Annotated in this window: 13 protein-coding genes and 1 pseudogene; 8 read left to right on the forward strand and 6 right to left on the reverse strand. The window is 30.0% G+C overall.

Annotated elements, in window-relative coordinates:
- The first annotated feature begins 108 nt into the window (after positions 1-108).
- Together ACYEKI_RS20885 and ACYEKI_RS20890 are read left to right on the forward strand one after the other, a co-directional pair.
- Complete coding sequence (locus ACYEKI_RS20885; protein WP_459213158.1) at positions 109-1,383, forward strand: hypothetical protein; 1,275 nt, start codon at positions 109-111, stop codon at positions 1,381-1,383.
- Between the two features lie 89 nt (positions 1,384-1,472).
- A complete protein-coding gene (locus ACYEKI_RS20890; protein WP_459213159.1) occupies positions 1,473-3,008 on the forward strand; it encodes a hypothetical protein in 1,536 nt (511 codons plus the stop codon).
- Between the two features lie 94 nt (positions 3,009-3,102).
- On the opposite strand, the gene ACYEKI_RS20895 is transcribed toward ACYEKI_RS20890, so the two are convergent.
- Positions 3,103-4,653 (reverse strand): IS1182 family transposase, encoded by a 1,551-nt coding sequence (locus tag ACYEKI_RS20895; protein WP_459213160.1) that lies wholly within the window; start codon positions 4,651-4,653, stop codon positions 3,103-3,105.
- Between the two features lie 205 nt (positions 4,654-4,858).
- Here ACYEKI_RS20895 and ACYEKI_RS20900 point away from each other — a divergent pair, with 205 nt between their 5' ends.
- Positions 4,859-6,700: an AAA family ATPase gene (locus tag ACYEKI_RS20900; protein ID WP_459213161.1), complete on the forward strand. Its 1,842-nt coding sequence runs from the start codon at positions 4,859-4,861 to the stop codon at positions 6,698-6,700.
- A 49-nt stretch (positions 6,701-6,749) separates the two neighbouring features.
- Here ACYEKI_RS20900 and ACYEKI_RS20905 read toward each other — a convergent pair whose 3' ends face one another.
- Positions 6,750-6,950 carry a transposase gene (locus ACYEKI_RS20905; RefSeq protein WP_459213162.1) on the reverse strand — a complete coding sequence of 67 codons (201 nt, stop codon included), beginning with the start codon at positions 6,948-6,950 and terminating at the stop codon, positions 6,750-6,752.
- 22 nt (positions 6,951-6,972) lie between these two features.
- A pseudogene (locus tag ACYEKI_RS20910) lies at positions 6,973-7,500 on the reverse strand (transposase); the annotation flags it as partial.
- 213 nt (positions 7,501-7,713) lie between these two features.
- Between ACYEKI_RS20910 and ACYEKI_RS20915 the strand changes: the two are divergent.
- Positions 7,714-8,115: a hypothetical protein gene (locus tag ACYEKI_RS20915; RefSeq protein WP_459213163.1), complete on the forward strand. Its 402-nt coding sequence runs from the start codon at positions 7,714-7,716 to the stop codon at positions 8,113-8,115.
- A 2-nt stretch (positions 8,116-8,117) separates the two neighbouring features.
- Positions 8,118-8,726, forward strand: a complete 609-nt coding sequence (locus ACYEKI_RS20920) for a hypothetical protein (protein ID WP_459213164.1) — start codon at positions 8,118-8,120, stop codon at positions 8,724-8,726.
- Positions 8,727-9,013: 287 nt separating this feature from the next.
- Here the strand turns inward: ACYEKI_RS20920 and ACYEKI_RS20925 are convergent, their stop codons facing one another.
- The gene (locus ACYEKI_RS20925) at positions 9,014-9,874 is read right to left on the reverse strand and encodes a reverse transcriptase domain-containing protein (RefSeq protein ID WP_459213165.1); all 861 of its coding nucleotides are present in this window, start codon (positions 9,872-9,874) and stop codon (positions 9,014-9,016) included.
- A gap of 713 nt (positions 9,875-10,587) precedes the next feature.
- Between ACYEKI_RS20925 and ACYEKI_RS20930 the strand changes: the two genes are divergently transcribed.
- From ACYEKI_RS20930 to ACYEKI_RS20940, 3 genes are all read left to right on the forward strand, one after another.
- Entirely contained in the window at positions 10,588-10,923 is a 336-nt protein-coding gene (locus ACYEKI_RS20930; protein WP_459213166.1) for an alpha-ketoglutarate-dependent dioxygenase AlkB, read from the forward strand.
- 172 nt (positions 10,924-11,095) lie between these two features.
- Complete coding sequence (locus tag ACYEKI_RS20935; protein ID WP_459213167.1) at positions 11,096-11,686, forward strand: hypothetical protein; 591 nt, start codon at positions 11,096-11,098, stop codon at positions 11,684-11,686.
- Between the two features lie 40 nt (positions 11,687-11,726).
- Positions 11,727-12,860 carry a hypothetical protein gene (locus ACYEKI_RS20940; protein ID WP_459213168.1) on the forward strand — a complete coding sequence of 378 codons (1,134 nt, stop codon included), beginning with the start codon at positions 11,727-11,729 and terminating at the stop codon, positions 12,858-12,860.
- A 174-nt stretch (positions 12,861-13,034) separates the two neighbouring features.
- On the opposite strand, the gene ACYEKI_RS20945 is transcribed toward ACYEKI_RS20940, so the two are convergent.
- Positions 13,035-13,415, reverse strand: coding sequence for a group II intron maturase-specific domain-containing protein (locus tag ACYEKI_RS20945; protein ID WP_459213169.1), 381 nt, complete (start codon positions 13,413-13,415; stop codon positions 13,035-13,037).
- Positions 13,416-13,741: 326 nt separating this feature from the next.
- Entirely contained in the window at positions 13,742-14,032 is a 291-nt protein-coding gene (locus tag ACYEKI_RS20950) for a helix-turn-helix domain-containing protein (protein WP_459213170.1), read from the reverse strand.
- Positions 14,033-14,903: the final 871 nt, after the last annotated feature.

Here is a 14,903-nt window from a genome sequence, read left to right on the forward strand (position 1 = left end):
ACGGTTTGATGAAGGGGGCACTGATAGTTCTAAAATATTAATATCTTTAGAAGATATAACAGACTAGAACTATCAGGCTCTATTCTACTGACCAATAAAAATATATAAATGAATCTAATTAACGAATACATATCTGAATATGAAAAACAATTTGACTTTTATAATGAAATTGCTAGGTTAGTTCATAATAAGCTTGAAGATGAAATAATAAGCAGAGGTATTAAGGCTATAGTCACTTATAGAGCAAAAAGGCCTGACAGGTTAAAGGCTAAAGTTAATCATAGAAATATTGAAAAAAAATACAAAGATCTTCAAGAAATAAGAGATGACATAGTTGATTTAGCTGGAACAAGAGTTTCTCTTTATTTCCCAAATGAGAGGAAACTTCTTGATGAAATAATTAATGATCTTTTCGATGTTCAAGACAAAAAAGACTTTCCAGGTAATAAACACAATCCTGAACACAGAAAAAGATTTTCAGGATATTGGGCAAATCATTATAGAATATTTCTCAATAAAGATGAAGATATCCCATCAAGATATTTCGGAACAATTGTTGAAATTCAAGTTGCTTCATTAATAATGCACTCATGGTCGGAGGTGGAACATGATTTAATCTATAAACCATTAAGCGGTGAATTGTCAGAAGAAGAACTAGCAATTCTTGATGAGTTAAACGGGTTGGTTATGACTGGAGAAATTGCTCTGGAAAGATTACATAGAGCTATGACAATTAGAACAGAGAAAAAGAATTCAATTGATAGTAAATATGAATTGACGAATTTCTTAATAAATAGGCTTGATTATCAAAAGATAAATAATAATAATTTTGGTAAAACTGACTTCTTTAATGAAAACTTGCTTCAATTTAAAAATCTTATAAAACCTTCAAAATTTAATAATTATATAAAGAATATTAATTACAATAATGATGAGTCTGCTTCCGATCAACTTATCACTTTATTTCTAATTGATGCATATTCAAATGAAAGAACTAAGAAGAATCTAACAACATATTTCAAGGATTTAGAGACGTCAAAATCAAAGCAAACTGGATTTGAAAGTTTCATAAGAATATGGATACTTTTGGAAAAGGTTGTCCAACAGATAAACATAGAAAGTGATAATGTAGACAAGAGAAAATACGTAGTTCCAAGATTTGACTCATTAAAAAAGATAAAAACATTAACGGAACAAGATCTCAGCGCATTAAGTCATTTACGTAAGGTCAGAAATCAACTTCTTCATGGTATTGAACAACCTTCTGAGAAATTTTTGAAAGAAGCCACAAGTAGCCTAAAACGGATATTAACTGAATTAATAAAAGCTGTTGAAGATAATATAAAGAAGAAGTCATTCAATGACGAACTAAAACAAATGTAACAGATCATAACATTATGGATGACTCCATGTCTCCCTTTGGTCGTCACAGAGCATCCATTAACCGTTGTGGGTAATTTAAACGAACTTTTATGAATAGAAATATACATTTTGAAATTTCCAATCCTCAAAAGTTCATTTCTGATATAGAAAATCAAAAGTTTATTGAAATCCCAGGAAGCGACATATGGGATTCGGGTTATTCCATTGAACCATACCACGAATACACTCAACCTGAAGATTTTCCAAATTGTTGTGAATATCATAAGAACATTCTATCTAACTTAACTGAATGGTTTGACTCTTTTCCAAACTGTTGTGACAATCACAAAATTCTTTTAACCAAAAATTGGTTTAAAAAAGAGCTATATGCGGATATTCCTATTAAAGTCGTTACTTCAATTAGTTATACTTCTAGTTTCATAAATCAAAATGTTGAACTAGATAATTGGTATAAAGAGCTAACAGACTATATCGACTATGTAATTGAAAGTTTTGGAAAACCAAGCGTTGGTGGTGAAAGGTTCTTTAGCATTCTGAAATACTGGGTAGAAAATTCCTTAGAATTGTCAAAAGAATCTGAATGGAAAAGAAGGCAGTTATTAGATTTCTTTAAATCTAAAACAGAAGTAAGTACTAAGAAAAATACAGATTTAAACCTACTAAATTCGACATTTCAAAACTGGATAAAATTCATTCCAGAAATACCTTTGTTTAGCAATATAAAAATAGCTTATAAAGGAAAACTTCCTTTGAATTTATTCCTTTATGACGGAGAACATAATAGGTTTACAGGATTAACAAAATTTAAAGGTCGTACTCAAAGTGAACTTATTGAAATATTAGTTAATCACACCAAAAAGATTTTATCTCAATTAACGTCAGAGAATGTTTATAAGAGTTTAAAAATTTCTGAAAAAGAAAAATATGAAATTCAAGTTGTTTCAGAAAGACACAGAATAGAGCAACTGTTATTATTAGAAAGTTTCTCAAGAAATGAACTTAAATATATTAAGGTTCTAAAAAAGTGGCTTAAAAATGAAAAAGGACTGATAAATGAATTAAAGCCTATTTTTAATAAGCTTAATGAACAAGATTTCCATTCTTTCTTAATCCAGCAAATTTTCTTTTTTGGACAAAGCTTGGAAAAACTAAATCATCTTCATAGCTCATTTGGGGAAGAAGATTTTAGAGATTACTTTTTACCACACTTGACTCAAATATCGAAAAACCATATAGCAACAGGAGAAACATTTAATAAAATTGGTAAAACTGATATTTTAATACAAGACTTAAACGCTAGAAATGTATTTGTTGCAGAATGCAAATTATGGAAAGGAAAATCTTATTTAAGTTCAGCAATCAATCAACTTATTGAAAGATATGTCTTATGGAGAGATGAAAAAGTAGCTTTAATAATTTTCAACAAGGATAATAAAGACTTCCAAAATGTAATTGAAATTGCAAAAGAAACAGTGCAAGAACACGAACTTTTAGACTCATTTATGGAGGAAAAATTTGAAACGATAATAACCTATAAGTTCAATCACCTTGAGGATAGAATAAAAAAAATCACGTTTGAACTTATTCTATTTAACTGCTATAAAAACTACCCACAACACCGGTAACTGTTGCACAATTCAATAATTATAAAATATAAAAAAAGAAGAAAAACTTTTTAAAAGGTCTTTTTTTATGAGATTGGAATATTTATTGATAAAATTAAAGTTCATTAAACGAGATATAATACGTCTCCAATTCAACATATAGAGATTTATAACTAGGTGTTTTGATGTTGGCAATACTCTTGCTCAGATTTTTAGAGAATTTCAAGTATTTTTTGAGATTATACGCAATAGCAGAAAGCATCATCACCTTACTGGCTTGTTGTATACCTATAGTATTAATCTTTCTTAATCCCATAAATTGAGTTAGCATTCCAAAGACTAGTTCAACTGTACTTTGTCTTTTTCGCTTCATGTATTTTCCTTTCTTGCTATGTACTCTAGTTTTATTTCGTTCGTATTGTTCATGATAATAGGTTACAGAAAACTTCTTTTCTTTGGCTGTTTTTCCTAGACATTGTAAAGCTAATAGGCAGTTTTTACATTGTTTAGAAGAACCACGATATTCTTTCTTTTTAGTCTGCGTCCGATAACCTAAAAATACTTTCTTAAATGGAATAATCTTTCCCATAGGACATAGATAATGATCTTGTTCTTTTATATAAGAAAAGCCATCAGGACCACCTTTATATGTGCCATGAGGTGGTATGTAACTATAAATTCTTCTTTGTTTTAAAAAAGCATAAACTTCTCCACTACTATAGCCTGTATCTGCAACAATATTCTCCCATACAAAGCCTTGTTTCCATAGGCGTTTGTGCAATCTAGAAACTATATCTTCTAGACATTGATTATCTTTTTTATCAGCATGATAAGCCTTTATATCCGTAATTACATGATGAGCTGTGTCTACGCTAAGTTGACTACTATAATTGAGCTTTCTTGCTTTACCAGGCTTTACACTAATTCTAGCGTCAGGATCTGTAGGACTATAATGTGTTTTGTTGCTTGTATAGCGACTTCTCTTATTATTGGAGCCTTGACGCTGATTTTGATCTTTAGCCCATTTTTTATTTCTAGCAGTTATACTATTTAATTCTTTGGCATTAGCTGTGATTGTTCTTTGTTGTTGAGTAGCTTTATTTTCTTTAGCTTTTCTAAAAACCTCTTTATCTCTATTACTAATATGTCTGATCTTGGCTAAATGAACATCTAATTCATTAGCAGGAACTTTTAATTCTAAAGAATCCATACTAGCATTAGCTTTTATGGGAGCTGAGTCTATGGCTTGAGTATGTCCGCTGACCATACCCATATCGATGCATAAGGTAAGTATATGAGTAAAGACTTGCTCAAAAACTGCTTCAGGAAAAAGCTGTCGAGTACGACTGATTGTAGAATGCCAAGGAAGCTGTTCATCTAGATCATAATCTAAAAAGTAAAGAATATCCAATCGCATGCTACAATGCTCAATAAGCTTACGATCACTAATGATATTTTCTAAATAACCTACTAAACATAACTTAAAAAATACTAAAGGATCAATACTTTTTTGACCACTATTGCCATAAAACTTTTTAGTACTGTCGTATAAAAAATCTAAGTGGATAACTTCTTTTAATCGACGATAGAAATTTGTTTTGGTTATACGATCACTCAATTGAAAATGAGTGAATAGTTTTTCTTGATAAATCTTCTTGCATTGCATACATCAATTTACGAAATAATACTATTTTTATCTAATACTTGTGCAACAGGCACAATGTGTATAAGTAATTGCTAAGAAAACACAAACCTTTGAGATTTGCACTTTTTTTGTGTTTGATGTATAACCGAAAAATAAGTATGTTTTATTACCACTACTCATACACGAAACTGTTGGCAATAATTAATGTTTTCTGAAAAAAAACAATATGAATATAAAGTTTGATGGAAAATATAAATCTATAAATAGAATTGTTTGGAATGATATCCCAATATTGTCAGTAATAACTGGAAAGAATGGAACTGGGAAATCTCAGTTACTGGATATAATTAAATCGGGTATCCTTAAGTCATGGGAAAATACACCGAATCCTCCAAGTATTTTTGCTCAATTATCTGGTGTCTTATATAGGACAGAAGATTTGGTGTTTTTAAGGGGAGAATGGGGTCTGTCAAATTTGGAAGCGATTGGATTAAATAACGTTCAACAGGAACGAGAAAGTCTATATAATCAGTTTACCAATAGGCATAAACAGCTAAGAGGTGTTAATGCGGTTAATATTAGGAAGCAAAGAGAACAATATAGGAAACAGCCAAAACATAATTCTTTAATTGAATTTTTCGATGAAGTTATAGAGGATAATAAATTATTTAATGGTCAAACATTGCCAAAAGATGAGTTTTTAAACCTTATTCCGAATAATTTTTTAACAGATATAAGGCTTCAAGCTACAAATAGCAACATTGGAAAGATTTTCTATAATTATCGTTTGGATTTAATTGAAGCAAAATCTAATGGGATATCTGAAGAAGAGTTTATTAAAGAACATTCTGAAAAGCCCTGGGTATTAATAAATCAGCTTTTTAATGATATTGAACTTCCATTCGAATTAAATAATCCAGAAGAGGTTAATATGCGTGATATGTATACTCCTGTTCTGAAAAATAAGAATACAAGAGAGCCTATTAATTTTACAGATCTTTCATCTGGTGAAAAAGTTTTGGTGTCGCTAGTTTTTTGGTTGTTTAATACAAATGATTCTGGAGTATTTCCAAAGATTTTATTACTGGACGAGCCTGATGCCCATTTGCATCCGTCAATGACAAAACAGTTTTTATTTGTATTGAAAAATGTTTTATGTGATAAATATGGAGTAAGGGTAATTATGACTACTCATTCACCGTCAACTGTAGCATTAGCGCCTGAAGACTCTCTTTATTTAATGAAAAGGGATGGAGAAAGAATAGGTAAAGCAATAAAAGACTCAGCTTTGTCAATTCTTACAGCTGGAGTGCCCAGTTTTAGTATTAATTATGAAAATAGGCGTCAAGTTTTTGTTGAAAGTCTATATGATGTGATTTTCTATGAAAAGTTATATCAAAAGCTTTCTGTACATTTAATACCAGAAATTTCATTGGCATTTATTTCGTCAGGTGATAGTCGAACAGATAAGAATGGAGTTAAAGTAGCTAACTGTGATCAAGTCATAAATATTTGCAAAACATTAAGAAATGCGGGTAATAATTTTATTTGGGGCATAATTGATTGGGATACCACTAACGAACCAAATACTCATGAGTTTATTAAAGTATTGGGTGATAAAAATAGATATGCAATTGAAAACTATCTGTTTGATCCATTATTACTTGGAGCGATGTTACTTAGAGAAAAACTGATTACTAAAATCGAATTAGGATTAAATGAGCATGAATGTTTTAATGATTTCAAGAAATTTCCAAAAGAAAAACTACAAGTTATTGCAAATGTAATTGTCAATTTGGTTGCTGAAAAAGTAAACCCGAATGAGGGGTTAGAAAATGAAAAAGTCACATATGTAAATGGAATTAGAATCGAAATTCCGAGATGGTATTTAATTCTTCATGGACATACATTAGAAGAAAAAATATTGGAAACTTTTCCGAGTTTAAGTAAACTAAAAAGAGGTAAAGAAGAACTTTTGAAATACGAAATAATTGATAAAATAATCGATGATATTCCAGACTTAATACCACAGGATATTTTGGATGCTTTTAAATATGTACAAGAATAATAACTATTGCCAATAATAGTAATCGTTGCACAAGTCAATAATTATAAAATTAAAGTTCCTTAAAAGAGATATAATACGTCTCCAATTCAACATATAGAGATTTATAAATAGGTGTTTTGATTTTGGCAATACTCTTGCTCAGGTTTTTATAGAATTTTAAATATTTTTTGAGATTATATGCAATAGCAGAAAGCATCATCACTTTACTGGCTTGTTGTATACCTATAGTATTGATCTTTCTCAATCCCATAATATTGAGTTAGCGTTCCAAAGGCTTTTCTAAAAACCTCTTTGTCTCTATTACTAATATGCCTAATTTTAGCTAAATGAACATCTAATTCATTAGCAGGAACTTTTAATTCTAAAGAATCCATATTAGCATTAGCTTTTATGGGAGATGAGTCTATGGCTTGAGTATGTTCGTTGACCATTCCCTTTGTCCACACACAAGGTAAGTATATGAGTAAAGACTTTCTCAAAAACTACTTCAGGAAAAAGCTGTCGAGTACGGCTGATAGTAGAATGTCAAGATCATAATTCAAAAAGAAAAGGATACCTAATCTCATACTACAATGCTCGATAAGCTTATGATCACTAATGATATTTTCTAAATAACCTACTAGATACAATTTAAAAAATACTATTGGATCAATACTTTTTTGACCACTATTACCATAAAACTTCTTAGTACTGTCGTATAAAAAATCTAAGTGGATAACTTCTTTTAATCGACGATAGAAATTTGTTTTGACTATACGATCACTCAATTGAAAATGAGTGAATAATTTTTCTTGATAAATCTTCTTGTCTTGCTTATATCAATTTACGAAACAATACTATTTTTATCTAATACTTGTGCAACAGACACACCGTGTATAATTAATCCCAGGTTATAAACTACTTACGAAAGTCCTCCTGGATTTTCTATCTGTGATTTATTTGCTAACTTTAGTGCTTTAATCATGCAACTAATCATACTCAATCACGTTGCCAGTAATTTTAAAAAACAAAATATGACTAAACAAACATTAAGAAACATCAACCATTGGTTCTTTTTTGTATTCGTAATATCATTGCTGCCAATATTAATAAACCTGTTCTTGAAAATTGAAAACTTTAATACTACAGAAATTTCAAATAATTACTTTCAATTTATTTCGCAAGGGCAAATATTACTTATCTCTATTGTACTTCTAGGAAAGAGTATCGGCGAATTAATAAAAGATGACACTGATTTCACGCTTTTAAGAAATTTTTTAATAGGCTTATCCGTTATATTGTTAATAGTCTTTATATTCTCTTATACAAATGTGGATACATTTTCCGAGCAGAAAAATAAAGACACATCACTAATTGCTTTTGTTGGAATGTTTATTGTAACCTTTAGTGTCTCAGTATTTCCCAAAAAACAATAATTATGGAAGAATTTATAATCATAATATCATTTGTAGCATTACTTACATCTTTATATGCTAACTTCCTTGTACGAAAAAAAAACTCAAAAGAATTTGAGTCTTCAAATAAATTAAAAAATAAAAAGATCGTACTTCATAAAAAAGAAGGTAATGTTAATTATAAAGTCTTAATTAAATCTTTAGATGATATTATTGTTACTAAAGAAAATCAAATTGACAAATCCAATTTAATCAGATTTCAAGAAGTTTACGAATCTAAATATAGAGTTATAAACGAGTTATGTCGAGACAAGTTGAAATCTGAGTATGATTTAGTAGAGACAACCCTTCAGGATTTAGAAAATATAAAAATGGAATTTCACTTTATTAATAATAAGATTAATTATCTCAAATATGCAGATTCAATTAAAAGATTTAGTGCAATAGAAAAAAAGCAATCCTATTTTCTGTATAATCCTAAGCCAAATTGGTATTTCATTATTTTTAAGACCATTTTTTTTAAAAGAATAAATAAGTCCGTAATAGAATTGACTGCAAACAAAATTAAAATGCTGGAAAGTAATTTGGGAAAAAAAACTACTGGCAATCAAGTAGACGGATCTCTTCTTTAAAGAAGAGATTGCACCTCTCGCACAACCTTACGTACGAGTCTCGTATACTGCGGTTCATCTTATCAAAACTTTATTTTTTGGTAATACCTTAACATACTTTGATACCCTTTTTTCTCTAAGCGTTTTTCTGTTATTGTCGTTCGCAAAATTGAATTTTGAGCTACTGCCCATCCTCACATTCCTGTTTGACTCCAAGCATATGCTTGTCTGGTTATTACTCCTAAGTTAATAAAATTCTTTCGTTTTCGCTCTAGCTTCTTCCAATCATGCCATATACAATATCGCAATCAGTTTCTCAACCATTCATCTAACTTTTTAAGTTTGGTTTGTAGATTTGCTAAACGATAATTATTTAGCCATCCTTGATAAATGAGTTTTAGCCTATCTAAGCGTTCACTTATCGATATTGGTAGGTTTTTCTTGGTGATATACTTGAGCTTTCTCTTGAGTGTTTTCCATCCTTCTTCACTTACTATTAATTGGTATTTACCTCTTACTCCTTTCTTATAGACAGGTGTGAACTTATACCCCAATACTTTAAAAGTTGAAGGTCTACGTATACCACTTTTTGCTTTGTTTATAGGTAAGTCTAGTTTCTCTTTTAGAAAAAGGTATACTTGATTTTCTATTTCTTTTGCTACTGTTTTTGATTTAGTATATATACTAAAATCATCGGCATAACGCATAAATCTGCAGCCTTTCGCTTTTAGATATTTGTCTAATTGATCTAACAGTATATTAGATAACAACGGACTTAAGGGACTACCTTGTGGTAATCCTTTTCTTCGTTTGTATAGTCGTCCATTTTTATACATGGGGGCTCTCAACCATTTACGAATTAACCATAAGGTAGTTTGGCATTTTACTTTGTTGTAAATAAGCTGTAGGAGTTTGTAGTGTTGTACTTGGTCAAAGAAACTTTTCAAATCTATATCTACAATATCTTGATACCCTTCATTGATATATTCTTGGCTTTTCAACACTGCTTGTTGTAGATTTTTGTTGGATCGGAAGCCATAACTTTCAGCTTCAAAATCTAATTCAAAATGGATTGCTAGTTGTTGACTAACTGCTTGTTGAAGCCACCGACCTACTACTGTTGGAACCCCCAATAGTCTAATACTACCATTTGATTTAGGGATTCTCACCCCTTTGATAGGTTATGCTTTGTAGCTACGTGAAATAATTTGAGTACAAATTCTTGAACGATGTCTTCTGATAAAATCCGTTAGGTCTTTTACAGACATTCCATCTATTCCCGCTGAACCTTTGTTGGCTTGAACTTTCATTCTTACCTTGGTTAGATTCCTTGCTATTAACACTTTTGCTATCATTGTAATTTGTTGTTCTTTTCTTTCTAAGCTAGAGCTATGATACATTCATTCTCTTGTGAATCCAGATGTGATATAATGTGCTGTCTTTCCTTATTTGTGAGTCCTCTATATTCTATAACAACTCGTTTCCTATAAGTACTATGACTTTTGCTGACTTCTCCATGGCATTACGCGTAACGTTGGAGACCAATGGCATCTTCTTTCACTCAATTCCTGCCGTATCTACTAATAATACCTTTTCTTGTGGACGTTAATATGATGTGCTACCTTATCCCAATATATTACTAGCCTCTCTATACGATTTCTGTTCGTCAGTATCGAGTTTTGCAGTCTCACTTCCTTCAGATAAACCCTCACGAGTTTCACCTTTGCGACTTGCTAATGGTTATGATTGTTACTCCAACCCATAAGGGACTTGCTCCCTCTAGATTATTAACTTATATTGCTATAAATTATAGATACCCATGCTGGGCACACACATTATGTATAGTGCATTAAAACGCAGCTTAGCCACAATTAGAAAAAAAATGAACGGAATAACTTTCATTGATAATCCAATAGAACTGTTTAACAAATTAAAAAACAATGTTGAATGGGGCAAAAGGATGTCTGCTCGAAAAACTGCTAGTTATGGAAAAGCATATAATTACTCTCAAATTAGTTATCCTTTTCAAGAATTTACGCCTGAACTAAATGAAATAATTGAATCAATAAGCAGTACGCTGAATTTCAAACCGAATAATTACTTAATTAATTACTATTTGAATGGTAAATCTAAAATGGAGTTTCACTCTGACCAAACAGATATTTTAGTTAAAATACAGGAGTTGCAATTGTATCAATCGGAGAAATCAGAATATTAAAAATCGTGAAATAATAAATGATTTTGAACTTTCTTCTGGTTCATTTATTTATATACAAATGAATTACAAGACAAATGGCAACACTCAATTCCGAAATCTGATACTGAAAACGTGAGAATGAGTTTGGCATTTAGAAAAATGAAATAACTTTATTTAACAACATCTAGTATTAATGTCAGAACAACAAAATTTATCAATGCGTTATTGGAATTATTATTGCGCATTAGAACAAGATTTAAAGAGAACATCTAGGTTCATTGAATTTTCTGAAGATAATATGTCAACCCATTCAATTGAATTAACAAGACTTCTATTATCTAGCTGTTCAGAAATTGATGTCATACTAAAAGAAATATGCTCGCTGCTAGACGAGAATTCGGCTGTTGGGAATATTAACCAATATAGAGAAGGAATAAAATCTTTATTACCTGAGATTATTAAGGAAAAAGTAAGTGTTGGTTTTTTCGGACTTGATATAAAACCATGGGAGAATTGGAATGGAGACGAAAATCCTGAATGGTGGAAAAGCCACAATAATGTAAAACATGAAAGAAACATCTATTTTACTGAAGCCAACTTATTAAATACAATAAATGCCATTTGTGCATTATTCATTTGTGTAAATTATTATTACAAAATATTACTTCCAAAAATATTGAATTTAGATATGAATTTCAATGATGTTACCAGAGTTCTAAAATCCGAAAGTAACTTTATCAGATTCTCTAACAACAATTATTATGATAGACATTTATTAATATAACTATGACTAACAAAGAACTGAGTTAAAAAAACAAGAATTTATGCTATCAATTTTTTCAGAGTTCAGAGAAAAAGTCCTTAAAGGTTTCTTAGGGAAATGGCTTGATTTCAAACCATTTTTGAAACAAAGAAAGGAGATAATATATTCAAAGACAATAAATTTTAGCAGTAAGGAAAAAGAGCAAAAACAATGGATGCTACCACTAGAGTTTAGCATTCAGGGGTTAGTATTATGCACTTTCATCATAACATTGACCGGAACTCTGTTTTCGACTTTCGTTAAAGAACGTCCTTTAATCTTAATGGAAGTGATAAGAGAGTCGAAAAGCGCATCTTTAATACCAAAAGAGATAAAGCAAAAAGAGTTTGTATCAGAAAAAATCAATTTAATTGAGAATTATGGCGACAGTTTAAGCAAAAAATTAAATGTAATAAGACAGAGTAATGATTCAATCTTTGCAAAACCTATTCCTTATTCTGAACAAGATAATCATATGTTATTTATTCTTAGTGTAGCCCAGTCAATGGATAGTCTAAAAAAGAATGATGCTATCATAGCCTATGAAAAGGAGATTAATGCACTTCAATATCAGAAAAACGCACTTGAGTGGCAAAAAACTTATGAGGAAACATATTCTAAGTTCAAATACGTAATCGTCCCATTAGCTTTACTTCTCGCTGCATTATTTTTTAAGATTTTAATGAGAAAAAAAATTAAACTTGAAGAGATGAGTAATAAGCTATCTTCTCATTATTTATATTTCTTCACGGCATATCTTTTTTGGATAATTTTCACTCTATCAATTATGCAAGCCATCAAGTTTAATGTAAATAAATACTTTCCTCCTCAAATGAGTCAAATTGTTTCAGACTTAGAGTCAAGTTTGAATCAGGAGTTTATTAATCTACAGGTAGGTTTATACATAAACACCTTTCTGTTTATAATCTACATAGTTTTAATAACCAAGGGTTTAAAGTTGATAAAGTCAGTAAGTAAACAGTTATCCAACTTGTACAACTCAAGTAGTCCAGAATTAGCAATTAAGTCAAAGACTATTTTTTGGAGAATAATTTGGGCTAATTTATTTTCTTCATTGACAATGGTGTTCATATTGTTATTCCTTACTTCTATTGTAAAGTTAATTAAACCGATTGTTGAAAACTGGAAGATTTGAAAAAGCAGGTAGTCGAGTAGGAAAAGGGGAATTTCACCTTTAAACCTCTCACAAAACCGTACGTGAACCTCTCAATTCATACGGCTTTTATTATGTAGTCAATTCTTAAGTTAACTGATAACCTAATTTCCAATGATAAAACATATTTGGATAGTCTCTTCTAATACATCTTAGTCATTTTATAGCTAAGACTCTACTTCTTCTAAAACGTTTATATTTATTTAAAATCCATTTTAAGATTCGATGATAGAGATAGTAAAGGATAGGTTTTAATGAGTTACGCCTTATTTTTCCATAATAATGTATCCATCTTCTAATTTTGGGATTTAACATTATTGCTAAATCTTGTAAATTACATTGAGTTTTGGTATGAAGCTTCATATCTCTCAATTCTCTTAGAATACGCTTCTTAGATTTTCGACTCATCGTACAATCATATTGTAAAAAGCATCCTCCTTTCTTTAAGCTAATCATTATTGGACGAAAGCTAAATCCTAAAAAATCGAATTGTACGGGTAATCCCTTTTTATTTCTTCCTTCTTTCTTGCAATACACAATTTTTGTCTTTTGTGGATGCAATTGTAGAAGAGACTAATATTTTAATAATCAAAAGCCATAATTTTGGTTACTCTTATTATTAGACGGAAATTCTAGGAGTACACCAAAGAGTACACTTTATAAGTACATCAAATGTTTGACAATGTATCGAAATGTATTTTCACTAAAATGCAAGTATCTGATTTACAGTATAAAAACAAAGAGTCACTTCGTTTTCATAATCCGAAGCTTTCGGATTAAATTTACATCATAATACAAAAAATAAGGTTGCCTTTCTCGACAACCTCAATTTGATACTATCCACTAAACTTTAAAAGAATAATTCAATTTACAATACATTTTTCTAAAAATTCCATTATACTCTTTTTAGAATATACTGTAATGTTTCCATGTTTTGCATATTTTATAAAGCCTTCATTTCTTAATCTTAATAATTTCCCTGTGCTTTTGATTCGTAATGCATCTTTTGCTTCTTTAGGATTTAACCATTCTTCTTCGTCCGACTGTTTCCTAGCATCTATTATAGGTTTAATTTCTACTAATATTTTTTGAGTTACTTCTTCTATCAATTTATGAAATGCCTTTGTTCTCATCATAATGAATTTTCCTTTCATAGTATTCTTTATTTTTAATTCTGAATTACAAAGGTGTAGAAGAATATACTATTTAACAATGTAAGGAAATGTGCCTATTTGCATTTAAACGTATTTAACTACGAATTGATGTTTTGTAATGTATCTAAATGTAATGTCTCTTTAGGTTATTTTTAACTATTTATCCAAGATATTTATTTTTTATTTAACTTTGGTGTAATATTAATCATAGAATTATATTTCGAGTGATTTAATATTCTTTTCTATTAAAAAGTTCATTGGATTTTATTTTTGAAGTAATAGAGGTTATTCCTTAATATCATTAAAAAAAACAGTCTTTTTTTAATAAATCTTTAATACGAGCCTTAAAAATCTTTGTAAAGGCTTATTTTTACTGAGGTTTAAATTATTTTATGTCATTGCCGTAAAAAGAATCAAAAAAGTCTAGGCTTACGAAACCATAGCTAAATTTATTATTCGGAAGCTAAACTTAAGACAAACTCGCTATCGCTCAAACAGTCCAAAGTTTTTAACGCTTCTCTCATTGCAAATTTTACGCTATACTTTCGATAGGCCGATTGATAACTAATGAATATCGAATGGTAAATTAACTATTTTAGATATATACTTATCACAGGGCTTATCTGGTCACTAGCACAGTCGAAGTGACAGTACTCTAAAACTACCTAACTAACCAACTCCACAACAAAAAAACTTTTAAATTCAATCCCACTCATCTCTCATCGCTAATCACTCGTCACATATACAAAACACAACAATTAGTCTTGATCCTGGTTAATATTATAATATATATAACCCGTGGTGCATTTAGGCAATATTAATTTTAAGATTGTTGATATTTCTTTGAAATAGAAACTTATTGATGTATTGA

Origin of the sequence: Aquimarina rhabdastrellae, assembly GCA_947387485.1 — a bacterium.
Taxonomy (GTDB): domain Bacteria; phylum Bacteroidota; class Bacteroidia; order Flavobacteriales; family Flavobacteriaceae; genus Aquimarina.